Annotated in this window: 20 protein-coding genes and 2 tRNA genes; 6 read left to right on the plus strand and 16 right to left on the minus strand. The window is 68.1% G+C overall.

Annotated elements, in window-relative coordinates; translation table 11 throughout:
• Positions 1-17: 17 nt before the first annotated feature.
• Both ACFVMC_RS30150 and ACFVMC_RS30155 read right to left on the minus strand, forming a co-directional pair.
• Positions 18-1,865 carry a protein kinase gene (locus tag ACFVMC_RS30150; RefSeq protein ID WP_379215887.1) on the minus strand — a complete coding sequence of 616 codons (1,848 nt, stop codon included), beginning with the start codon at positions 1,863-1,865 and terminating at the stop codon, positions 18-20.
• Positions 1,862-3,685 carry a serine/threonine-protein kinase gene (locus ACFVMC_RS30155; RefSeq protein WP_379215889.1) on the minus strand — a complete coding sequence of 608 codons (1,824 nt, stop codon included), beginning with the start codon at positions 3,683-3,685 and terminating at the stop codon, positions 1,862-1,864. Before ACFVMC_RS30155 ends, ACFVMC_RS30150 begins: the two co-directional genes overlap by 4 nt.
• 185 nt (positions 3,686-3,870) lie before the next feature.
• On the opposite strand from ACFVMC_RS30155, the gene ACFVMC_RS30160 reads away from it, so the two are divergent.
• Positions 3,871-5,124, plus strand: coding sequence for a serine hydrolase (locus ACFVMC_RS30160; RefSeq protein WP_379215890.1), 1,254 nt, complete (start codon positions 3,871-3,873; stop codon positions 5,122-5,124).
• A gap of 5 nt (positions 5,125-5,129) precedes the next feature.
• Here the strand turns inward: ACFVMC_RS30160 and ACFVMC_RS30165 are convergent, their stop codons facing one another.
• On the minus strand, positions 5,130-5,408 hold the full coding sequence (locus ACFVMC_RS30165) for a hypothetical protein (RefSeq protein ID WP_379215891.1): 279 nt from the start codon (positions 5,406-5,408) through the stop codon (positions 5,130-5,132).
• A 211-nt stretch (positions 5,409-5,619) separates the two neighbouring features.
• Here ACFVMC_RS30165 and ACFVMC_RS30170 point away from each other — a divergent pair, with 211 nt between their 5' ends.
• A complete protein-coding gene (locus ACFVMC_RS30170) occupies positions 5,620-5,901 on the plus strand; it encodes a hypothetical protein (protein WP_379215893.1) in 282 nt (93 codons plus the stop codon).
• 6 nt (positions 5,902-5,907) lie between these two features.
• Here the strand turns inward: ACFVMC_RS30170 and ACFVMC_RS30175 are convergent, their stop codons facing one another.
• The 4 genes from ACFVMC_RS30175 to ACFVMC_RS30190 all read right to left on the minus strand — a co-directional run bounded on the left by ACFVMC_RS30175 (position 5,908) and on the right by ACFVMC_RS30190 (position 8,160).
• Complete coding sequence (locus ACFVMC_RS30175; protein ID WP_379215895.1) at positions 5,908-6,201, minus strand: hypothetical protein; 294 nt, start codon at positions 6,199-6,201, stop codon at positions 5,908-5,910.
• Between the two features lie 71 nt (positions 6,202-6,272).
• Complete coding sequence (locus tag ACFVMC_RS30180; RefSeq protein ID WP_379215897.1) at positions 6,273-7,160, minus strand: hypothetical protein; 888 nt, start codon at positions 7,158-7,160, stop codon at positions 6,273-6,275.
• 15 nt (positions 7,161-7,175) lie between these two features.
• The gene (locus ACFVMC_RS30185) at positions 7,176-7,490 is read right to left on the minus strand and encodes a type VII secretion target (RefSeq protein ID WP_379215899.1); all 315 of its coding nucleotides are present in this window, start codon (positions 7,488-7,490) and stop codon (positions 7,176-7,178) included.
• A gap of 1 nt (position 7,491) precedes the next feature.
• Positions 7,492-8,160, minus strand: coding sequence for a hypothetical protein (locus ACFVMC_RS30190; protein ID WP_379215901.1), 669 nt, complete (start codon positions 8,158-8,160; stop codon positions 7,492-7,494).
• Between the two features lie 213 nt (positions 8,161-8,373).
• Between ACFVMC_RS30190 and ACFVMC_RS30195 the strand changes: the two genes are divergently transcribed.
• Entirely contained in the window at positions 8,374-9,750 is a 1,377-nt protein-coding gene (locus ACFVMC_RS30195) for an ABC1 kinase family protein (RefSeq protein WP_379215903.1), read from the plus strand.
• Between the two features lie 3 nt (positions 9,751-9,753).
• Here the strand turns inward: ACFVMC_RS30195 and ACFVMC_RS30200 are convergent, their stop codons facing one another.
• From ACFVMC_RS30200 to ACFVMC_RS30220, 5 genes are all read right to left on the minus strand, one after another.
• The gene (locus ACFVMC_RS30200; RefSeq protein ID WP_379215904.1) at positions 9,754-13,194 is read right to left on the minus strand and encodes a tetratricopeptide repeat protein; all 3,441 of its coding nucleotides are present in this window, start codon (positions 13,192-13,194) and stop codon (positions 9,754-9,756) included.
• Between the two features lie 57 nt (positions 13,195-13,251).
• The gene (locus tag ACFVMC_RS30205; protein WP_379215906.1) at positions 13,252-14,022 is read right to left on the minus strand and encodes an ESX secretion-associated protein EspG; all 771 of its coding nucleotides are present in this window, start codon (positions 14,020-14,022) and stop codon (positions 13,252-13,254) included.
• A complete protein-coding gene (locus ACFVMC_RS30210; protein ID WP_379215908.1) occupies positions 14,022-15,302 on the minus strand; it encodes a hypothetical protein in 1,281 nt (426 codons plus the stop codon). Before ACFVMC_RS30210 ends, ACFVMC_RS30205 begins: the two co-directional genes overlap by 1 nt.
• Entirely contained in the window at positions 15,299-15,757 is a 459-nt protein-coding gene (locus ACFVMC_RS30215; protein WP_379215910.1) for a hypothetical protein, read from the minus strand. Before ACFVMC_RS30215 ends, ACFVMC_RS30210 begins: the two co-directional genes overlap by 4 nt.
• 244 nt (positions 15,758-16,001) lie before the next feature.
• Complete coding sequence (locus tag ACFVMC_RS30220) at positions 16,002-17,426, minus strand: phytoene desaturase family protein (RefSeq protein ID WP_379215911.1); 1,425 nt, start codon at positions 17,424-17,426, stop codon at positions 16,002-16,004.
• Between the two features lie 300 nt (positions 17,427-17,726).
• Here ACFVMC_RS30220 and ACFVMC_RS30225 point away from each other — a divergent pair.
• Together ACFVMC_RS30225 and ACFVMC_RS30230 are read left to right on the plus strand one after the other, a co-directional pair.
• Positions 17,727-17,803, plus strand: a tRNA-His gene (locus ACFVMC_RS30225).
• Positions 17,804-17,876: transfer RNA gene (locus tag ACFVMC_RS30230), tRNA-Lys, on the plus strand.
• Positions 17,877-18,081: 205 nt separating this feature from the next.
• On the opposite strand, the gene ACFVMC_RS30235 is transcribed toward ACFVMC_RS30230, so the two are convergent.
• The 3 genes from ACFVMC_RS30235 to ACFVMC_RS30245 form a co-directional block, all read right to left on the minus strand.
• Positions 18,082-18,450 carry a hypothetical protein gene (locus ACFVMC_RS30235; protein ID WP_379215912.1) on the minus strand — a complete coding sequence of 123 codons (369 nt, stop codon included), beginning with the start codon at positions 18,448-18,450 and terminating at the stop codon, positions 18,082-18,084.
• Between the two features lie 114 nt (positions 18,451-18,564).
• Positions 18,565-19,029 (minus strand): DUF4189 domain-containing protein, encoded by a 465-nt coding sequence (locus tag ACFVMC_RS30240; RefSeq protein WP_379215913.1) that lies wholly within the window; start codon positions 19,027-19,029, stop codon positions 18,565-18,567.
• A gap of 545 nt (positions 19,030-19,574) precedes the next feature.
• Positions 19,575-19,973 carry a hypothetical protein gene (locus ACFVMC_RS30245; RefSeq protein ID WP_379215915.1) on the minus strand — a complete coding sequence of 133 codons (399 nt, stop codon included), beginning with the start codon at positions 19,971-19,973 and terminating at the stop codon, positions 19,575-19,577.
• Positions 19,974-20,355: 382 nt separating this feature from the next.
• On the opposite strand from ACFVMC_RS30245, the gene ACFVMC_RS30250 reads away from it, so the two are divergent.
• On the plus strand, positions 20,356-20,718 hold the full coding sequence (locus ACFVMC_RS30250; RefSeq protein ID WP_379216088.1) for a VOC family protein: 363 nt from the start codon (positions 20,356-20,358) through the stop codon (positions 20,716-20,718).
• A gap of 28 nt (positions 20,719-20,746) precedes the next feature.
• On the opposite strand, the gene ACFVMC_RS30255 is transcribed toward ACFVMC_RS30250, so the two are convergent.
• Positions 20,747-22,816 (minus strand): heavy metal translocating P-type ATPase, encoded by a 2,070-nt coding sequence (locus tag ACFVMC_RS30255; RefSeq protein WP_379215917.1) that lies wholly within the window; start codon positions 22,814-22,816, stop codon positions 20,747-20,749.
• Between the last annotated feature and the right edge of the window lie 39 nt (positions 22,817-22,855).

Genomic DNA, 22,855 nt, shown 5'->3' on the forward strand with positions numbered 1-22,855 from the left:
CTACTGCCCGCGACCGACTACGACAACGATGGAATCAGCGTGCGCATGATGTCGTCGGCTGCCGCGCACGAGGTGGGGATGTTGCCCTTGCTGAGCGCGACCTCGACCACCTCGGCCTGGTTCGCTCCGCGAGTGCGGTGCTGGTAGTGGCGGTGACAGGGTGTGCCCTCGGTGGCGGTTCCATACACCGTCATACCTCCGCCCAGGTCCACCGGCCGGTATTGGGGACCGTCGACCGGACCGCCCAGTCGCGCGCGCACGTACAGGAGGTTCGAGTTCCGCCACGAGCACACATGGGGGGCAGTGGGTGCCGGTGTCGCGCCCGCACCCAGCACGCGGTCGACTGTCACCTGATCGAGAGCCGCGCAGACGTCCAGAACCGCCAGCGTGCTGCGCGCGTCGGGGAATTGCGGCGGCGCCGCACGCAGACTCGCGACCACGCCCGGCAGCACCGTGTCCAGTCCGGCGCAGCCACCGCTGACGGTGACGACGATCCCGACCTGCGGCGACGCCGTCGCGGGTCGCAGCGCCCTGCCGCATTCGTCGGCCGACGGCCCGGGCGATTCGAGAACCGGAACGCCGTCGACGGTGCGCCCGCTGTCGTGAAACCTGCCCGCATCCGCGAATTCGATTCTTACCCAATCAGTTTCGCCACGCTTGACGGTGCATTGTTCCCAACTCGACGGCTTGAACTCCGCACTGTCCGGTAACGGGGACAGCGCCTGCTTCAGCACTGCACACGGATCGATGGTCCGCAGACCCGCCAGCGACAGGGGCGCGAGCGGGTTCGGCGCGATCCCACCGCCGCCACCGCCGTCGCGGGCCACGACGATGACCGCCGCGATCAACATCATGATCGCGGCGAGCGCGCCCGTAGCCACCGGGGCGCGACGACGGTTGCCGCTTCCGCGCGCGAAAACTCGTGCGTCGCTCACCTTTTCGGCATGCCTCGGCCGGATCATGGTCGCGTTCGGGTCGGCCAGCAGATCGCGCAGCCCACGTTCCTGCTCGTCGATCATCCGATGCAGCTGCGGCGACCAGGGCCGGACCGCGATCGGCAACGGATGCAGGTGGTCCAGCACCTGTTCCGGCGTCGGGCGCTCCCCCGGCTCCTTACGCAGGCACCAGGCGAGCAGCGACCGCAACTCCGGCGGCACCTCGGACAGCTCCGGCTCACCGAACACGATGTTGTACAGCAGGTTCGGCACCGAGACGCCGGTGAACGGAGCGCGTCCCGTCGCCGCCGTCACCAGGACCGATCCGAGCGCGAAGATATCGCTCGCCGGTGTCAGCGGCGAGGAATCCGCCTGCTCCGGTGACATGTAGGCCGGGGATCCGAGCACCGATCCGGTCTGGGTCAGCTGCGCGCCACCCTCGTAGGCGCGCGCGATCCCGAAGTCGATGACCTTCGGCCCGTCGGCCGCCAGAATTACGTTGCCCGGCTTGAGATCCCGGTGCACCAGTCCGCGCCGATGAATCTCGCGCAATGCCGAGGCCAGTCCGGCCGCCAGCATCCGAGTGGCGTCCGGCCCGAACCGGCCCTGCTCGGACACCGCGATGTCCAGCGGCACACCGGGCACGAAAAGCGAAGCCAGCCACGGTGTCTCGCCGTCGACGTCGGCATCGACCACGGCCGCTGTGAAAGCACCGGACACCCGGGCCGAGGCGTGCACCTCGCGACCGAAACGCGCCCTGGACTCCGGGTCGGCCACCAGGTCCGCGCGAATCAGCTTGATCGCGACCGGCCGCCCGTCGGGCCCGACACCGAGCAGCACACGGCCCATACCTCCGGCGCCGATCACACCGAGCACCCGGTAGCGACCGATGGCGCGAGGATCGTCGTGCTCGAGTGGTGTCCACTTCACGACCGGGGCAACCTCGCGAGGACAGTGGTCAGCACACGGCCCGTGGTGTCGCACAACGCCTCCTGCGATTGCTCCTTCGATAGATCCTGCACGGCCACCTCGACGGTCTCGTACATCGCGCCGGACTTCCGGACCGGATAGGTCAGCTGGCACCGGTTCGGATCGGGCACACCGGTCCAGCGGTAGGTGGTCAGGCCCGCCACCGGGAACGGCTCGCTCAGGCTCGCCGGATTCGGCTCGGCCGACAGCGCCACGGAGATCGACAGCCGCACACCGGTCCAATCACACCGGTAGATGTCGAACAACGCCGGCTGGCGCTGCAGAGCACCCACCACCGCGGTCGCTTCGTCGGTGGTCAGTGCCGCACACGGCGCCAGCGCCAGCACCGAACCGGGTTCGCGCACGACCAGCGGCGGATTGACCGCGAGCCGGAACACCACGGCGCGCAATACCTCGTCCGCGGTGCGACAGGGCTCACCGGCGTCGCTGCCGACCGAGACCTCGATACCGGGCAGGGCGTCCACCCGCGCCACCGCCGTTCGGCGGCACCGCCGGTAATCACCGGTCCCCGCGGTGCTCTGGGGCTGGTCGCCGAAGACTCGCATGCCACCGAGCGACGTCCCGAGATCCTTGGTCCCGACCGCAGCGGACATGTTCCAGCCGATGTCCAGACTCACCAGGACGGTCTCCCCGGTAGCCCTGTCCCGCACCGAGACCCGGCAGGAATTGCCCGAGTAGGGCGCCGGCGCGCTCTTGCGCTCCCCGATGTCGCCGGTCACCCGCTCCGCCAGCAGCACGCATTCGTCGACCCGACGCAGTTCCTCCGCGCCGAGCGTCATCGGCGGATCGATCATCGACTCCGGGACGCCCGCAACCACCTCCCGTGGCAGCACCGCACCCGTCGCCAGTCCGGCGGCCACGCCGAGGACTCCGACCGCCGCCGCCACCGCCAGGACACGCCACCCGCGCCGCGGGCGCTCCTGACCCACCCCAGCGCGCCGATCCCATTCCGCGGCTTCGGCTTCGCGCTGCGCGATCCGCTGCCGGATCGCGGGCGGCCAGGCGGGTTCGGCCGGGATCCGGGCCGCGGCGTCCAGCAGTTGGACGAAGGTGGGCCGGTCGGCGGGATTCTTGCTCAGGCACGCGGCGACGAGCGGGTGCAGCAGCGGCGGCACGCGGCTGATCTCCGGCGCCGCGTGCACCACGTTGTACAGCGTCTGTGGCGCCGAGGTCCCGCCGAACGGGCCGATTCCGGTGGCGGCCATCGCCATGATCGCGCCGACCGCGAAAACATCACTCGCCGAGGTCGGTTCGAACCCCTCGGCCTGCTCGGGCGCCATATAGGCCGGTGACCCCAGCACCGTCCCGGTCGCGGTCAGCTGCCCGTCCGCGTCCAGGGCACGCGCGATCCCGAAGTCGACGATCCGCGGCCCGTCGGCGGCCAACAGCAGGTTGCCGGGCTTGAGATCCCGGTGCACCAGACCGGCCCGGTGCAGCTCGCCCAGCGCGGACGCCAATCCGGCCAGCAGCAGGCGCAGCCCGCCCAGGTGCAGTGGACCATCCGCGTCGACGGCTTCCTGCAGCGAAGGCCCCGGTACGAAAACCGAAGCCAGCCACGGATCGGCCGAATCCGGATCGGCGTCGGTGATCGCCGCCGTATATGCCCCCGTCACCCGGCGCGCGGCCGCGATCTCGTGGGCGAAACGCGCACGCACCGCCGGATCCTGGACCAGAGAGCGATGGATGCGCTTCACCGCTACCAGACGCCGATCGGGCCCGCGCCCCAGCAGGACGCGCCCCATGGCCCCCTGGCTGAGCACTGCGAGAATCCGGATCTTCCCGACTCGGCGTGGATCCACAGAACCCAGTGGTCGCATCGCACCCCCAAGTTCGAACTTCGCACCGACGGTACTCCGCGCCCGCTTGCGACCAAACCGGTTTTCCGGTCGGCGCACAGCCGAGTGGCGGCGGCTGTGCGCGAGAGCCGGCTATAGGCTGGGCGGCTATGAGTGCGCTTGCGGGCAGGCTGGTGACGGTGGGTACCGATCTGGGGGCCGTGACCACCATCGGGGACGAGGACGATCCGCGCGCGGCCGGGCTGTCGGCTGCCGCGATCGATGCCCTGTGGCGCTCGATCCTGGAGTGGTACGCGCTGGGCACGACGCCGGCGATCCAGGTGTGCCTGCGGCGCGAGGGCCGGATCGTGCTGAATCGGGCCATCGGGCACGGTTGGGGAAACGCGCCGCACGACGCCCCCGATGCCGCGAAGATCCTGGTGACCACCGCGATGCCGTTCTGCGGATTCTCGACCGCCAAGGGTGTCGCGGCGACCGTGATGTCCATGCTGATCGAGCAAGGCGTGTTCGCCGCCGGCGACCCGGTGTGCGAGTACATTCCGGAGTTCGCCGCCCGGGGCAAGGACCGGATCACCATCGGTCACGTGCTGTCGCATGCGGGCGGATTCCCGTTTCTGACGCCGCCGTACCGAGGCAACGAGGTCGTTCTCGACGAAGACCTCGCCGTGCGCGCACTGGCGGATCTGAAGCCGACCTGGCCGCCGGGGCGATTCCGGGTGTATCACGCCCTGACGGCCGGGCTCACCCTCCGCCTCCTGGTGCAGCGCGCGACCGGGAAGCGGATGCGCGACCATCTCGCCGAACAGGTGCTGACCCCATTGGGCTTCCGCTGGAACAACTTCGGCGTCGCATCCGCCGATATCGGCGCGGTGGTGCCGAGCGTCAAGACCGGGCCGCCGCCGTCGCGACTGGCGAAACTGCTGGCGAGCAAGGCGCTCGGCGGGCGCATGGACAAGGCGTCGAAGTCCGACGGCGCGGCGTTTCTCACCGCCGAACTCCCGTCGGGCAATCTGATCACCACGGCCGAGGAACTCTCCCGGTTCTACGAGATCCTCACCCGCGGTGGCGAACTCGACGGAACTCGGATCATCGGCCCGGTCGCGCTGCGCCGTGCCATCGCGCCCGCGGAGCGTATTCCCGGGGTCGCCGGGCGGGTCAGCGCCGCCGGTTTCGAGCTGGGCGGACGCCGATCCAAATTCGGGCGCGACACCCGATTCCATTTCGGCCGGAGCGGATTGACGACCCAGTACGGCTGGGCCGATCCTGAGCGCGGGCTGGCCGGCGCGATACTCACCAGCGGTAAAGCGACCACCGACACCGACCGGCCCTGGCGGTTCGTCGCGCAGGTCTCGGCGACGATGCCGCAGCTGCACCGGGTACCGGAGTGGCTGGACCAGCGGTAGCCCGACTACAGGACCTCGGCGTAGATCATCCCGTTCAGTGTGCCGAATTCGATCTGCACCGGGAACAGCGACGGACTCCCCTCGGCGCGCCGCTTGAAGTTGTCGTCGATCACGCTCGCCGCCCAGCCGAACAGCGAATCCGGAATCCGCAATCGAGCGCCATCGGTACAGAGCAGGCTCACCGACTCGGCGGGGTCGTCCACCGAGAGTCGCTCGACATCGAGAATGATTCCGGTCTGCCCGGCGGACTCCACCACCGGCGGCACCAACACACAATCGGTCATGCCGCGGAAGGTAGCTGACTTATTGCCGACGCGTCCGCCGAATCGCCGAAATTCCACCCTCAGCGCCGAAATTACCGTTATCTGTGGTAATTCGACCATGTTTGCCAGCGATCAACCCTCGCCCCCCCGGAGCGCCACAGACCCCACCGGACCCACAGGTGCGGCTCGATCACACCCGGAACCGTGTGCGCTCGTCGGTACGCTGGTGCGCATGGGTGGGGACTTACTGCTACTGGCCGCGACCGTCGGCCCGCCGATCCTGTTCGGATGGGCGGCGATCCGGGCGAAGCGGCACGGACTCGGCGGCTCGTTCGTCGGACCGTTCCAGGAGATGTGGGACCCGGGAGCGGCACGCGCACAGATCGTCATCGAGGAGCAAGCGCAACTACCCGACCCCGGGGACTCCGGCGACCCGGACGACGATGATCGCCCGAACACTGTGGTGTACAAAGGAATTCGCCTGCGCATCAACCCGGACCGGGCGCGAGGGTAACAACCGTCAGCCATACGGCATCCTGCCCTCCAACAGCAGGACGACGCCGGCAACCATGACCACCCCGATCACTGCACTGATCACCAGCCCGGCCACTGCGAGGCGACGAACCGGCGCCGACGCCCGCCTGGACTCCGCGACCGACCAGAAACACCAGACCACGCCGGCACACCAACACACCAGTTGCGCGATCCCGGCCCCCAGCGCCCCGGCCGGAACGACCAGCACCGCGGCGATGAACCCCGCCACCGCCTTCCGCTCCCCCGGTGCCCCGGATGCGGGCTCGCTGAGATCTCGCATGCCCTCCGATCCTACGGACCTGCTCGATTCATGCTCAGAGAACAGTCGGCACCAGCGCCAGCAAGCTTGATTCACTGCGTGACACGGTCGGTTCGCACGGACCATTGGTTCGTGCCGTCGGTGACCGTGGCGTCGTCGAACTTCGCGGTTCCGGACACGACCATCGCGGGCCACTTGTTGTCGGGTAGGCCGTCGATGTCCGAGCTGGCCTGGGCTATCCGGTTTCCGTTGATCATCGAGTTCTGGGCCGAGGAGGCGATACTTCCCACCGCTGTGGCGATAGTGCCGTAGAGATTGGCCAGCGCTTTGACGATTTCCCCTGTTTGCGCAACGACGCCGGGACCAGACGCCGCGATACCGGCGAGCTCCGCGAGGGAGGTGATCATCGAGATGAGCGCCGCGACGATCTCGCGGTAGAGTTCCAGGGTCTTCACGGCGACGTCCTCGAGGGCGACGGCGATCGTTTCGCACGATGCCGGAATCGCGCCTTGCGAACACGGTTTCGCCTGTCTGAGCCGAGAGTTCTCGTAGCTTTCCGCGGCTATGCCGGACCACTGCGCGGTCAGCTTCGTCTCATCGATCTGGTTGCCGGCCTCGGTGACGGCACTGGAGATATCGCGCCAGGTATTGGCGTAGTCGATGAAGGTGATCGGTATCGTGATGCCTTTCATCACGTCGCCGAGCTTCTTGTCGACATCGGCAATGATCTGCAGCACCCGATCGCGCTGCTGCCACAGTGTGTGCACGGCCGCCTCGGCCGCGCCGCCTCCGACGACGGGCCCGAGCGGCCCGAGGGCAAGGCCACCACCGTAACCGGCGATTCTGACTCCCTTGACTATCCTGCCGAAGGCGTCGTTCACCGCGCCCGGCTTCTTCTTCAGCTCGTCGGATTTCGTTCTGATGTCCTCGACAACCTTGGTCAGCCCGCTGCGTGTCTGCGGATTCGTATCGCCACTCATCGTCGGTACTTCCGTCTAGTACAGATTCCGGATGGCGTGTTCGTTCCGCTCATCCTCGGCCTGATACGTGTCCGCCACATGACGCATAGTGTGCGCGATGGTTCTGCAAACTTCCATTCCCTCTGTCATTCGATCGCGCATGAAACCCGGGGCATCTTTGTATTTGTCGTACGCCAGCGCGAACACCCCCGCTTCGGCCTTCTCGAACTTGGCCTTCTCGGCAGCCTGTTTCGCCTTTTCCAAAGCGTCGGCGGCTACTTCCCAATGGTGAGCGGCAGCGCGCACGGCGTCGACTGCCACCGATATCGCCTGCTTCGTCGGTGTGCCCATACTAAGTTCGCATTCCCTCGATCAGATATTCACGATGACGTAGATGGTGATACTCGAGGTCCTCGTCGGAGTATCGCGAGTAATCCCCTCGAACCCGATACGCGGGGCGCAGCGAGCGGATCTGGTCCGCGCAGCACAGCACCTCGTCGGCGATCTCCGCTACGGCGGCACGTTCCGCCCATTCCGGCCAGATCTCCAGGGTTCGCACCTGGAAACAGTCGGCTCGCAGTGTGACGACCGGCTCGCGGTCGACCTGCGCGCGACCGTGCACTTCGAACCTGTTCCTGGTGGCGATCTCGTCCTGGACGGCCCGGTAGTCCGGCCAGCTCGAGGCTTCGAGCAACAGTGCGAGCACGGTGCGCCGGTCGGGAAAGCCGCAGGCGTGCCGAAACTCGCCACCGGCGAACTGCCCGGTCGACATCGCCTCGAAAAGGGTCGCCTCGACCGTACTTTCGTATACCCGCAGCAGCTCGTCGGCGGCATCCTCCCCGGCGACACGGTCATGCCAGTGCGGGCTCAATCGCAGGCTGATCGGCAACAGTCCCCGGTCCAGCACCATGCTGGCATAGGTACTGGCAGGCGGCGGGTGGGCAGGCGGACGGCTCGGCACCAGTGGCGCCTCGTCCCATTCGTCGTCCCATGGATCGTCGTAGTGGTTGAACACGAGCACGACCCAACAGCGCCGGCGCGATTCCGGACAGTCCGGTCTCCGGAACGCATCGCGGTCACCGCAGATCACCACCGGATTCACGGGTTTTCCGGACCGGAACCCGGTCCCTAGCAGCATCTTTCACCCCGTCCGGGATTACCGTGGGTCGGACAGGGCGGGCCCGACCTCCTACAGTGTGCGAGTGGACGATCGGCACCGGAGGGAACAGCAGGCATGAACAATCCCAAACCGGTGTCGACCTCGCGACTGGTCCGGGGGACGAAAATCGGCGCGGTGGTGGCGGCGCAGGCGATCCGCAAACGCCGGACCAAGCTCTCGATGATCGGCCGGTCCGAGGAAGCGCGTGCGCGGCTGGCCGACGAATCCGCGCTTCGCCTGGCCGAACAGCTCGTGACCGTGCTCGGCGATATGAAGGGGCTGGTCATGAAGATCGGCCAACTGTTGTCGCTGCTCGATCTGGATCTGATTCCACCGCAGCAGCGCGAGCTCTTCCAGCGCCAGCTGTCGGTCCTGTTCGCGAACGCGCCCGTGGTCGACTTCGACGATATGCGCCAGGTGATCGAGGAGGATCTCGACCGGCCGCTCACGGAGCTGTTCGCCGAGTTCGATCCGAACCCGATCGCCGCCGCGTCGATCGGCCAGGTGTATCGCGCCCGGTTGTTCGACGGCACCGAGGTCGCGGTGAAGGTGCAGTATCCGGGCATCGATCTGGCGGTGCACGCCGACCTGCGCAATCTCGGGATGCTGCGCGTGCTGTTGAAGCAGGTCCTTCCGGGCTTCACCACCGGCGTACTCGAGGAACTGCGCACCAGCTTCGAGCAGGAAATCGACTATATCGCCGAGGCGCGCACTCAGCAGCGGGTGGCCCGCAGATATGCCGGGCATCCGTTCATCACTGTGCCCCAAGCCTTTCCGGAGCTGAGCGGGCGCCGGGTGCTCGTCACCGAATTCTCGCCCGGCGTCGATTTCGACGCCATCTGCCGCTTGCCGGAGGCCGAGCGCGATCGAGTCGGCGAGATCATCTACCGCTTCTACGTCGGTTCGCTGTACGAGTCCGCCGAGTTCTGCGGCGACCCGCACCCCGGCAATGTGCTGTTGCACCCGGACGGCCGCGTGGTGTTCCTGGACTTCGGGATGTACAACCGCATGGCGCCCGAACACATCGCCTTCGAGATCGCCTGCCTGCGCGCGGCCTCGGAGGAGCGCGTCGAGGATCTGCACGGTTTGATGGTGGGGCGCGGGGTCATCGCGGATCCGGCGGCGGTCAGCGCCGAGGAGGTCTACGACTATGTGCTGTCCGCGAGCGAATGGTGTCTCGTCGACGACGACCTGCCGCTGACCCCGGAGCTGGCGTGCGGTGCGATCCTGCACGCGATCGACCCCCGGCGCAGCGAATTCGACGGCATCCGCGGCCAGTACCTGCCGCCCGAGCACCTCTTCTCCCGGCGCGTCGGCTTCTGGACCTGCGGCACGCTCGGCCGTCTCGGGGCGACCGCGAACTGGTATGCCATCGGCCGGGAATGGGTCTACGACGCGCCGCCGGTCACCGAACTCGGTCGGCAACACCGAGATTGGAAGACCCGCGCCTGAGGATCACCGCGGATTGTCGGGCACCGGCAGATCGCGCCAGACGCGGCGTTTGCGCCATCGGACCTGGATCTCGCGCCCCAGCCTGGCTGCGTCGATATAGGACAGCACCGCGTTCTGCGGTTCGGCCAGATCCCACAGTTCGGCGATCCGGTCGAGCATCTCGGCCTGTCCGGGCCGTTCGCCGATCTCCCGGAAGACGGCCAGCATCTGCCGGAGCAGATCGGCCACACCGGAATGGTCACCGGACCGGTATCGGATCAGGCCCAGTCCCATGAACGCGTAGGCCTCACCGAGCCGGTCGCCGATCTCCTGGAAGATCACCGGCGCCTTTTCGACCAGTTCGGCCGCTCCGGCCTGATCACCGGAGCGGAAGCGCACCACGCCCAGGCAGATGTAGGCGTAGGCCTGCCCGACCCGGTCACCGATCTCGACGAAGATCGCCAGTGCCCGCTCCGCCAGCTCCGTCGCGGCGGCATAGTCGTCACACTGGAACCGCAGCATCGCCAGACCACCCAGGGCGACGGCATGCCCGAATCGGTCGCCGACCTCCTCGTACATCCGCCCGGCCTGGCGGACCAGCCGCTCCGCGGCGGCGGAATCGTCCTGGGCGAAACACAATCGGCTCAGGCAACTCAGCGCGTACGCCTCGCCGACTCGGTCGCCGATCTCCTCGAAGATCGACACCGCCTGGCGCACCTGCTCGACCGCGGTCCGAAGGTCATCGACCGCGTAGCCCAGCCGACCCAGGCTGCACAGCGCGTAGGCCTGGCCGACCCGGTCACCGACCTCTCGAAAGAGCGCCAGCGCCCGCTCGGTCAGCTCGGTCACCTGCGGGTACTCACCGCTCACGTAGCGACCCAGCCCGAGCATCAGGAGTGTGTACCCTTGGCCGGCCCGATCGCCGATCTCCTCGAAGATCGTCAGTCCGTCCCGCATCCGCCCGACCGCGACACCGTAGTTACCGGTCGAGAGCTGGACGAAGCTGAGATCGCCGAGTGTGTACGCGGTCCCGACCCGGTCGCCGATGTGCTGGAACAGGGCCAGCGCTCGTTCCATATAGTCCGCGGCGCCCGACAGGTCGCCGATGGCGTGCCGCAGCCGCCCGAGCGCGCTCAGCGCGTACGCCTCGCCCAGCCGGTCGCCGACTTCTTGATAGCTGGCCAGCGCCTGCGCCCCGAGCGACGCCGCCATCGGGTAGTCGGCGGTCGAGAACCGCACCGCCACAAGGTCACTGAGTGCGTGTGCGGCGGTGAGACGGTCGCCGATCTCCTGATAGATCGCCAGCGCCTGTCCCAGGACCTCGGCGGCGGCGGGATAGTCCCCGACCGCGAACTCGACCATGCCCAGCTGGTTGAGCGCGTACGCCGCCCCGAAACGATCGCCTTCCCGCTGAAAGATCGCCAGCGCCTGCCGCACCAGATCCGCCGTACCCGGATAGTCGCCCACCGCGTAGCGCACCACGGCGAGCCCGATCAGCGCGAAGGCCTCGCCGACTCGATCGCCGCCCTCCCGATAGATCGCCAGGGCCTGCCGCACCAGATCCGCGGTGGCCTCGTATTCGCCTGTCGCATAACCCAATCGGCCCAGACTGCTCAGCGCCCGGGCCTGCCCGTCACGGTCGCCGATCTCCTGATAGATCGCCAGCGCCTGCCGCACCAGATCCGCCGTACCGGGATAGTCGCCCGTCGCGTAGCGCACCATGCCGAGGTCGTTGAGCGCGTCGGCCGCACCGCGCCGATCCCCGGCCTGTTGCGCGGTCACCGCTGCGCGCCGGTGCAGCGCGATCGCCTGCGGCCAGGGGCCATCCAGCCGCAGCAGGCCCGACAGCGCGCTGGTCAGTCCGAGGACTCGATCCGATTGCTGGTGGGCCGCAGCGTGTTCCAAGCACGCCAGCAGATTGCCGCGCTCGGCACGCAGCCAGGCCAGAGCCTGCGGACGGCCCGGAAAGTAGTCCGGCTGCGGTTCACCGGCCAGGCAGCGATCGGCGCTGCCGCCCAGCTCTCGGTAGTGGTCCAGGAGCCGATCGAGCACGGCCCGGCGATCCGTCTCGGGATCCTGCTCGGCGAGCGCGCGCCCGAACTGGCGCAGCAGATCGTGCATGCGGTAGCGGCCACCGGCCGGTTCGTCGAGCAGATGGTCGGTGAACAGCGCATCCAGTTCCCGGCGCGCGACGGCCACCGATATGCCGTCCAGCACCGCCGCGGCCTCGTGATCGAGATCGGGCCCCGGGTGCAGGCTGGCGCGCCGGAACAGCCGCTGCCGCTCCGGCGGCAAGTCGCGATAGGACATCGTGAACGCCGCGTAGACGGCACGTTCACCGGCGGCGAGCTCGCCGAGCGGATCCTGCGCCCGGCCCAGATCCGCGGCCAGGGCGGCGATCGTCCAGCTCGGATGGTGCGCCAGCCGACTGGCCAGCAGCACCAGGGCCAGCGGCAGATACCCGCACAGGCGCGTGATCTCGTGCACCGCGTCGACTTCACCGCCGGCGGGCGTGCGATGCGCCAGCGTGCAGAACAGCTCGGCCGCCCGGTCCGGATCCAGGGTGTCGAGCGGAAACGGCTGTGCCCCATCCAGATCCACCAGGCGACGCCGGCTGGTGATGATCGTCAGACAGCCGGGGCCCTTCGGCAGCAGGGGTTCCACCTGCGCGAGGTCGGCCGCATCGTCGAGCACCAGGAGAACTCGCTTGCCGGACAGGCGATCCCGCCAGATATTGCGGCGATTCTCCAGCTGCTCGGGGATGCTGTGCGGATCGATGCCGAGGTCGGTGAGCAGGCCGGCCAGCACTTCCGCCGGCCGAGCGCTCGCGTGCCCGACAGTGTGCGCGTGCAGGTTCACGAAGAAGCGGCCGTCGGGGAATTCGTCGGCCAGTACATGCGCCGCCCGGATCGCCAAGGCGGTCTTGCCGATGCCCGGCATCCCGTCGATCGACAGAATCGACATCGCACGACCCGGCCCCGCGGCGTCCACCAGTTTGCTCAGCACCTCGTCCCGGCCGATGAGGGTGTTCAGGTCCCGAGGCAGGGTGTCGGTCAGCGCGGGGCGAAGCGGCAGGCCCTCCTGGCGCATCACGCCGTGCTTGGCGGTGCCGATTCCGGGCCCTGGCTCCGCGGTCGCGGCGCGCCAGATGCGTTGCCATGCCACCTTGCTCAGCAATCCGGCGGGCACGCTGTCCTTGCGCGGCTGTGCCAGGGCGAACAGCGTCAGCAGCAGCGGCTCCAGCGACTCCCACTTCTTGGGCACGTTCTCGCCGGAACGCCACGCACTGATCCGCTGCATCGACGGCAGCCCGCGCGTGCCGGAGAAACGCGTATTCACATGGCGCACAACCTGGTCGAGCTTCGGCCTGCCGGCGGCCTCGAACAACTCGCCCAGCAACTGCACGAACACCCTGCGCGCCGGGCCCAGCTGCTCTCCCCCGGTCCCACGGCCAACTACCACCACCCGCACAGGTTATCGGCATACGCTCACTCGAATCGTTTCCCATCCGAGGATGAGCATTCAACGGGCACAGTCGAATCCCCGAATGTCACCGGTGAGCCAGGCGGCGAAACGGGCGGCCAGGTCGCGTGGTCCGGCCGGGGCAACCTCGATCCGGTCGCCTCGGCGCGACTCCGTGTAACGACCGTCCCCGCTGTGGTCGTACCACTGCAACATCCGAATCGGTTGCGGCCGAGCGAGAATCGGCCCCGAATACAATGCCGCGCTCCCGCCGCCATCGGCCGGGCGGTCACGAAACCACCGATATCGCTCCCGCGCCGAGGGCTCCTCGTCGAAGAAATCGTGGAACTCGCAGTCGGCGTCGTCGCGCAGTTCGTGTGCGAGATAGCTGGCCGGGGGCAGCCCGCCGGCGTCCGCGGGCACCAGCCAATTGATCAGCCGAACCGGTAGCTGGTCGCGACGACACCGGCGCAGCTGGATCCGCTCCGGATCATCGCTGCGGATGATCTGCCGCAGCACGACGGCCTCGTCGCGGTCGCGGGCCCCGAGTAATCGACACTGAACCGTATCGGAGTTCTTCGTTCTGGTTGTGCCGCAGAGAATTTCGATACGGACCTGTGAGCTGCCCAGCGTGTGCAGCGCGTATCGGATCTGCGTCATCTCCTCGTCGGAACAGCGGTCCAGCACCGCGTCGCGGTGTGCCTGGAAATCCGCCAGGTAGGCGAAGCGGCTGCGGTAGCGCAGGGGGCGCGGGAACCGGTCGTAGGCTTCGCTGTACCAGAGCGCGGCAAAATCGTCGGGCTCCCAGGTCCATTCGTTCGGTGTGGTCATCAGCTCGCTTCGGCGCTCGGGGATTCCGGGGTCGGCGGCTTCGTCTGGGCGGCTCGGTATTTCGCGCCGAGCACACCGGTGGACGTCCGCTTCGGGGGCGCACCGAGTAGCTCGCGGGTGTTGGCCTCGCTGCGCAGGTAATCGGGTATCCGGTGTTCGGGGTCGTCCTCGGATTTTCGAGCCGCGCCGGCGCCGGGTATGCCCGGCGTACCGGAGGCTCCCGCCACACCGCGGGTCGATGGCGTGGTCTGGGCCCGGGCACCGGTGGTCGGTACCGGGGTGCCCGGTACCGAGCGAGCCGGTTCAGGCGTCGATTTGCCGGTGATCTCCGGTGCGGAAAGCGCGGGCGTGCGGGGAGATCGGGGCGACAGGGCGGTTTTCGGCACATCGGCCGCGGCCGGTGGCACAGTACCGGGTTCACGCGGAACGGATGGGTTCGCGGTACCCGGGACCGTGTTCGCTGGTGCCGTGCCCGCGGGGGTGGTGCCCGGAGTCGTGCTGGGCGGGAGCGCGCTCGCCGGGTTGGTGCTCGCGGGGCTTGCGCTCGCCGGGTTCGTGCTCGCGGGGGTTGTGCTCGGCGGGTTCGTCGCGGGGTCCGGCGCGGTCGGCGTCCCCGTGCGATTCGGATCCGCCGGGCCGGGACTCTCGGGTTTGCTCGGATCGGGCCCGGGCGTAGATGCATCCGGACTTTCCGGTGTCCGGATCGGGTCCTGCCACACCCACACCCGGCTCGGGTCGGCACTGTCGGACGCATGGCTCACCGGCACCGGTCGCGGCAGGACCGGCATCGAATTGTCCGCGTTGGTGAACTCCTGGACGTAGTAGTCACGCATGAGCGCGCGGGCGGCCTCCTCGTCCTCGTCCTGGATCGCCTGGGACAGCGCGTGGCCGAACGTGTTGCCGTCGTCGGGAACCGGCGGCGGCAGCCCCGCCAGGCTGGCGCGAACCGTCGCCGACGCCGACGCGGTGGCGGAGATCAACTGGTCCACGGTGCCGAAGCACGGGGTGAGGGCTTCGGCGCTCACGAGGTAACGTCGAATTCCGCTCCGCGCTGCTTCCGCGGCGTCACCATCCCATGCCTCCGCGAGCGAGATCGCCATGCGCTGGCCGAAGGCCGCGAGCGCCTCGCTCCACTTCTGTTGCGCCCACAGGTATTTCCCCGCGCCCTCGAATGCCGGGGTGGTGTCCACGAGGTCGAACGAATCCCGGATCTGCTGGATCGTCCAGCCCGGCGGGTACTCGGTGAACGGTGGAATCCGCGGCGGTTCGGTCTCGGTCACCGCGCCCACCACGCCGGAACGGCGAACTCCACGGCGGAGAGTTGATCGAGGCGCGCCAGCTCGGCTCGGAAGCGGGCGGCGAGTTCCGCATCCTGGGCGAGATAGCGCTCTCGCGCGAGGGCGTGCAAGGTGCGGATCTCCTCGACCACGCTCAGGTGCTCGGCCAGCACCGAGACGAAGTCGTCGCCTGTCTCGTGCCCGGCGGCCTTCCCCCGGAATCGCGCAGCCATCACCGGCGCGGAAGTCAGGTCGTAGGAATCGTCGCCGAAGCCCCAGACGGCGATCTCCGAGATGGACCGCATCTCGGCGCTGATCTCCTCGATCACCCGCTTGAAACTGTTGCACTCGTATTCGATCCGGGCGAACTGCTCGGGGTCCATCCACACCCGCAGCTTCCCCGCGCTCGCCGCCCCGAGCACATCCGTCCCGAGACCCGGCTCGCTGTCCTCGGCCATGATCGATCCTCCCTTCGGCCGCGCGCACAACGGCTCTCCCGACGCACGCTAGGGTCGCGGACGTTCGGAGACAGCCTCGGCCACGAGCGTGCACATCGAAATCGCCACGTCAGAGCCGGTTTTCCGGTTCTCCGGAGCGGAACCCATATCGTCACCGGATTCCGGTAGGCGCTGTGTCCACCGGTGCCGGATTCCGATACGCGCAGCACCCACCGAACGGAAGGCCCCACCGACGCGGATCCGCTCAGCGCGACCGGCGCAGTGCCCGCCGAGCCGCGTTGACACCGCACATGCCGTGCGCGCCCGGCCCCGGCGGGGTCGCCGCCGAGCACAGGTAGTGCCCCGGCAGGCCGATATCGTACGGCTGCACTGTCTTTCGCGGACCGAAGAGCAGCTGCGGAATGTCTTTCGCGCCGGTCATGATGTTGCCGCCGACATAGTTGTCGTTGTAGTCGGCGAAATCGGTTGCGGTGCGGACGGTCCGGCCGACCACCCGGTCGCGGAAGCCGGGCGCGAATCGCTCGATCTGGGCGATGATCGCCTCGGTGGCGTCGCCGGTGTATCCGTTCGGTACGTGCGCGTAGGTCCACACCGGATGTACCGAGCCGACCGATCGCTGCGGGTCGGCCAGATATTGCTGACCGACCAGGACGAACGGGCGCTGCGGCATCCGCCCCGCATGGACCTCACGTTCGCCCGCGGCGATCTCGGCGAACGAGCCGCCCAGATGCACGGTTCCCGCGCGCCGCGCTACCTCCGCCCGCCACGGGACCCCGCCCTCGACCGCGAAATCCACCTTGAAAGCGCCGGGACCGTACCGGAATCGTCGGTAGGCACGCGCGACTCGCGCGGGCAGCCGGTCCCCGAAGATCTCCGCTACCGCGCTCGGCGCGATATCCCAGAGCGTGAGCTCCGACGGCGGCAGATCCGCGAGATCGCAGACCCGGACGCCGGTCTCGATCTTTCCGCCGTGTTCGGCCAGCACCGCGGCCATGCTGTCGGCGATCCGCTGGGATCCGCCCACGGCGACAGCCCAGCCGTAGCGGTGCCCGGCGGTCAGGATGCCGAGCCCGATGCTCGCGCTCAACGGCCGTTCCAGCGGATGAAACGCGTGCGCCGCAACACCGCCGAACAGCGCCCGGCCCGCTTCGGTGCGAAAAGCCCGGGCCAGCCCGGTAGCGGGCACCAGCGCGGGAACGCCGAAGCGCGCCAACCGGATCGGATGCCGTGGTAGCCGCAACAGCGGCCGCATGATGTCGGCCTCGAGCTCGTCGTATCCGGCGACCGGCCCCTCGAACAGGGTGCGCCACAGTCGCTCGTCGGGGCCGAGACCGGCAGCCGTCTCGGTGACCGAGCGGTGCAGCACACCCGCGGAACCATCGTCGAGCGGATGCGCGCAGTCCACTTCCGGCCAGGCCCAGCGCAAACCGTAGCGCTGAAGATCCAGGCCGCGCAGGAACGGCGACCCCACCGCCATCGGATGCACGGCCGAGCACTGGTCGTGCAGCAGGCCGTCCACGATCGCGGTACTCGAACGAGTGCCGCCACCGATCGTCTCGGCCGCCTCGAGCACCGTCACCTCCAGCCCCGCCCGCGCCAAGGTGATGGCGGCCGCCAGCCCGTTGGGACCGCTACCGACAACCGTCGCCCGAGTCAAAGCCTTCTCCATCCGTAATCCCTTGCCGCACACAGCTATTCGATACCGTGTTCACCACACCGAAGCCGGTCCCTGAACCCATTCTCCCCGCAGACACGATCGCACCCGACGCCCGACCGGTCGCGGACCGGAATCAAATCAGTTTCGCGAGCACCGCCCCCTTGCTACGTTGATGGCACACGACAACGAAGGGAGCACGAAATGATCGGCCAGAGCAAACATTCCGTGCATCCGATCGGTCCTTGACAGGTATCTCACATACCCGTCGAGGGCCGCGCCACCGAATGTGGTCGCGGCCCTTTCTCATTCATGCAGAGCGAAGCCAAAGCGGTCGCGGCACCGGTTTGTGAAGCCGGTCCTAGCGGGTTCGAGTCCCGTCGCTCTGCCCAGCCCCTATAGCTCAATTGGTAGAGCAGCGGACTTTTAATCCGCGGGTTGTAGGTTCGAGCCCTACTGGGGGTACTTGAATTACCAGCTCAGGATCGAGGGCGAACCGGTCCGCTTCGGGCCGCGTGAGCATTTCAGCTTTCCTGGAATCTTGTTGCCAGCCAACCGCCCCCGTAGCTGAGCACGCAGACCGCCCAGGCATTCCCGCTCGATGGACTGCGGCTTGCTCCGGCGTCGGCCGAGCGCTCAGCCGCAGGAGAGGATATTCCACGCTCCTGCCTCACAATGTCCGGCGCAACGCGCGGCCGATCTTCCTCTGAAGCCGCCGAAGGATTCGGATCGTCTGCTCATCCGAGAACCCCGTTGTGATCGACCAGTCCTGCCCGGACCCGTATACATCGCTGGCGAACACGAACTCGGTCGCGACCAGCGTCCGTCGCCAATCCGCAGCGCTCAGCGGCTCATTCGAGATCAGCCGCGAACGCAACTGCCGTCCCCGCCCGAAAAGATCCGCCACATTCTCGAAACCCATCGCGACCGCGAGCGCATCGGTGCAGTGCGCCGGACCGCCCCATTCACGCAGTCCACAGCGCAGCACCTCTCGCTCGTCCTCCGACAGTTCGATCACAACCAGGCCATCCAAGTCCACCCACACAGGATCGCCCACCTATCTCCGGCTACCACGGCCGGTTCGGCCAGTGCGGAACGCGGCACGACAGGATGATGCCCGGCAGGCCAACCGCCTGCCGGGCAGATCTCCGAATTACACGTTGGCCGTGCAGACTACCTCGGTAACCCCTGTGTTCGACCATTCCGCGGAACCGACATTGGCCAGCAGCGCCCGCGGGTAGCCGCGTCCCAGACTTGCGTGGGCGGCGAACAGCGCGGCCGAGCGGTCCGGACCTGCACCGGTGCCGACACCGTAGAGGTTGTCATCGTTGTCGATGTAGATCAGCGCGCCGCAGCCGTCGGCCCACGCCACCATGACAGCACAATCCGAAGCGCCGTCCCAGGCACAGTTGTCGAGCGCTTCGGCGATCGCCTCCTCGGCACTGACCGCGTCGACGCTGCTCCCGTAATACCACTGTTGCTCGCTGAAAGCGATCGCGCCGAACAGGCCCGAGCCCTCGGTATCGACCGCGGTCGCCGAACCGGCCCCGATCACCGATCCGGCTGCAAGGCCCACCGCCGCCATTGCGACAACAACCTTGCCCATGAACTTCTTCAAGTACTTTCCTCCGTGCACAATTCAGATCGAACCCGAGAAATCATCGTTGATCGCGACCGGATTCCACCGACCGGCCTGGAATATCACAATCCGCTCAACCGGCTATGAAACGCCGCCTCGCTACCCACCGCCGAGGACCGCTGCGGTGGGATCGGAGCCGCGGAACGTCCCGCCTAGAGCGATCTATCGCCCCGAACGGGCCTGACGACACAGGGCCGACTTGTGCATATCAGCGTGTGCGAACGTCTTCGAGGGCACGAAGTACGCAGGGTCCAACGGGCTGCCACTTTCGAAGCCTGGGCCCGATCCTCGGCCGTCGCCGTCCGCATCGGCGACCAGATCCGCGCCGTCCGGGCCGCCGCGCCACCGCCGCGGCCACGCGCGATCCGGTCGCGATGCGAATCGGCGCGCCCCTGCGGAGGTTCGGTGCGAAACGCGGCATCGGCACCATGCCTTACGACCACCACGACCGATCGACCACCGGCACCGGCTTCGCCGCTCCTTGATGGGTGGAGTGCGTGCGAGGCTATCGCAGTTGCCTGGCTTCAGATAGACACGGAAGGCTGCGGGAACGCCCTGGCCTCGCAGGTCAGGATGCCGGTGTAGAAACCGGATGGCAGCGGAGGATCAGCCCAGCGATAGGAGTAGAGGCCGGGCCCGTCGATCCGGAACTCTCCCTGGTCCACGTGCTGCCCGTCGGGTCCGGCGTACCGGAATCGGCATCCTCGTTCGACTCCGGTGTTCCGGTTGTCGTACCAGACGGTGACGTGACGGTCGAACAAATCGAGACTGATGTCGATACAGACCAGGCTCGTCGAGAACGGAACCTGCTCGCAACGGGTGGGTTTGTCCTGGACCTCCTTACGTAGACCTGCGCCGGGATCCGGTGACGCCGTGGCAAACGCCCCCGAACCGACACCACCAGCGACCGTGACAGCGACCATCGCGTTGATCAGTGTTCTCCGCATCGTGATCGTTCCCCTCTACGAAGTGACCGCGAATCAACCTGTGCAACAAGTCCACTCGCGCGGGTAGACAAGCCTCACCATGCCCGGAGAACCCGCTTCCCTGCGCGAGTACGCGGCTACCTGAAACTTGTTCGACTCGACGCCGGCGAGGTTCGACCGGTCCGCGTTCGCTGGCGTGTCGGAAGAGCTCGGTGTGGAGGTCGTGGACCGAGATCTCATGGCCGATGGTCAGGGGTTGCGAACCGGTTCGGGCGCCCGCCGAATAAGGAGTGGAGCCGGGCCACGACAGTGCGGTTGGATGACAGTCTGCCGCGGGCCGCCGCGTGGTCCGCGACCATGGATGACCGAGGAGTGGACGATGCCGATGGCCGTGCTGCGAGGCGTGACTCTGGACTGCGCCGATCCCCGGGCTCTGGCCCGTTTCTACCGAGAGCTGACAGGCATGCGGTTCGGCTATGACGCTGACGAGTTCGTCGCCCTGACCGATGGTTCGGGTTGCGAGCTGGGCTTCCAGCGGGTCGACGGATACCGGCCCCCGCGGTGGCCCGGTCAGGAGATGCCGCAGCAGTTGCACCTGGACCTCAGAGTCGAGGACCTCGACGCGGCGGAGGAGGCGGCGCTGGGGTTCGGCGCGGTCAGGCCGGACCACCAGCCGGGCGGCGACCGGTGGCGGGTGCTACTGGATCCGGCCGGTCACCCGTTCTGCCTGGTCGTCGGCTGACAGCAGGCGGATCTTGCCGCCGCACCGATTACACGTCCCGTGCTCGATGATCCGAGGACGATTCGCTGACCACGTCGCCGTGCGCCTCGCCTCGATCGGCGGGTCGCAGGTCGAGGCGGCGCAGGAGTTGGGCGTTGACGGCGACGACGACGGTGGAGGCCGACATCAGGAGGGCGCCGATTTCCATGGGCAGGGTGATGCCCCAGTGGGAAAGGACTCCGGCGGCCAGCGGTACCGCGATGATGTTGTATCCGGCTGCCCAGCTGAGATTTTGGATCATCTTGCGGTAGGTCGCCTGCGACAGGGTGATGACCGAGACCACCGAGCGGGGGTCGTCGCCGACGAGGACGACTCCGGCAGAGGCGATCGCGACGTCGGTGCCCGCGCCGATGGCGATTCCGACGTCGGCGCGGGCCAGTGCGGGGGCGTCGTTGACGCCGTCGCCGACCATGGCCACGGTGTGGCCCGCGTTCTGGAGGGCTTCGATTTTCGCGCCCTTGTCCTCGGGCAGGACGCCGGCGAACACCTCGTCGATGCCCAGGCGCGCGGCGACGGTGCGGGCGACGGATTCGGCGTCGCCGGTGATCATGGCGACATGGATTCCGCGGGCGTGCAGCGCTCGGACGGCTTGTTCGGACTCCGGGCGGATCTCGTCGGCGAGGGCCAGGGCCCCGACCACCACATCGTCGCGCAGAACATGCAGAACTGTCGCGCCCTGTTCAGCCCATTGTCCGGTCTCCGGGAGCGGATCGAGTCCGTGATCGGCGAGCAAGCCGGGGCCGCCGACACTGATGCGGCCACCGTCGATGGTGGCCGTAACGCCTATGCCGTTGCGTGCCGTGAACTCGGTCGCCGTGGGGATGGCCAGGTCCCGGTCGGTGGCGGCGGTGACGATGGCGCGACCCAACGGGTGTTCACTGTCGGATTCGGCCGCGGCGGCCGCGGCGAGGAGGTCGTTTTCGCCGATGCCGGTGGCGGTCAGCGCGGTGACCGCGGGTTCGCCGCGGGTCAGGGTTCCGGTCTTGTCGAAGAGCACCGCGTCGACGGTGCGCATCGCTTCGAGGGCGCGGCGGTCGGTGATGAGGATGCCCGCTGCGGCGGCGCGTTCGGTGGCGATGGAGACCACCAGCGGGATCGCCAAGCCCAGGGCGTGCGGGCAGGCGATGACGAGCACGGTGATGGTGCGGGCGATCGCGGATTCGGGCTCGCCCAGGATCAGCCAGGTCACGGCGGTGATGACAGCCGCGATGGCGGCGAACCAGAACAGCCGTCCTGCGGCGCGGTCGGCCAATACCTGGGCGCGGGAGCTGGAGTTCTGGGCTTCGGCGACCAGGCGCTGGATTCCGGCCAGAGCGGTGTCTTCGCCGACGGCGGTGATACGAACTCGCAGTGCGGAATCGGTGGAGACGGTGCCGGCGGTCACCCGGTCTCCGGCAGTTCGGCGCACCGGCCTCGATTCGCCGGTGATCATGGATTCGTCCAGATCCGCGGAGCCGGATTCGACCGTCCCGTCGGCGGGAACCCGCCCGCCGGGGCGCACCACGACGAGGTCTCCGGCGCGCAAGTCGGAGGTCGCTACGGCGCTGATCGAGCCGTGGTCGTCGAAGCGCTCGGCTTCGTCGGGCAGCAGCGCGGCCAACGATTCCAGGGCCGAGGAGGCCTGCCCGAGCGAGCGCATCTCGATCCAATGCCCGAGCAGCATGATCACGATCAGGAGCGCCAGCTCCCACCAGAAATCCAGGTCGTGGGCGAGTAGCCCGGTGGTCGCGCCCCAGGAGGCGAGGAATGCGACGGTGATCGCGAGGCCGATGAGCAGCATCATGCCGGGTTGGCCCGACCGGATCTCCGAGATTGCGCCCGTCAGGAAGGGGCGTCCGCCCCAGAAGAACATGACGGTGCCGCCGAGCGGCGACACCCACGACAGGTTCTCGGGCACGGTATAGCCGAGCAGGTCGGCGAACATCATGTTCGCGACGACGACCGGTATCGCGAGCACGGCCATCACCCAGAACAGTTTCCGGAACTGAGCCACGTGATCGGCGTGGCCGCCGTGGGCGTGCTGGGGGTCGGCGGCAGCGTGCGTGTGTTCGGGGCCCATAACCGAAGAATACCCCTCAGGGGTATTCTCGCGGGTCGC

Source organism: Nocardia sp. NPDC127579 (assembly GCF_042672005.1).
GTDB lineage: Bacteria > Actinomycetota > Actinomycetes > Mycobacteriales > Mycobacteriaceae > Nocardia.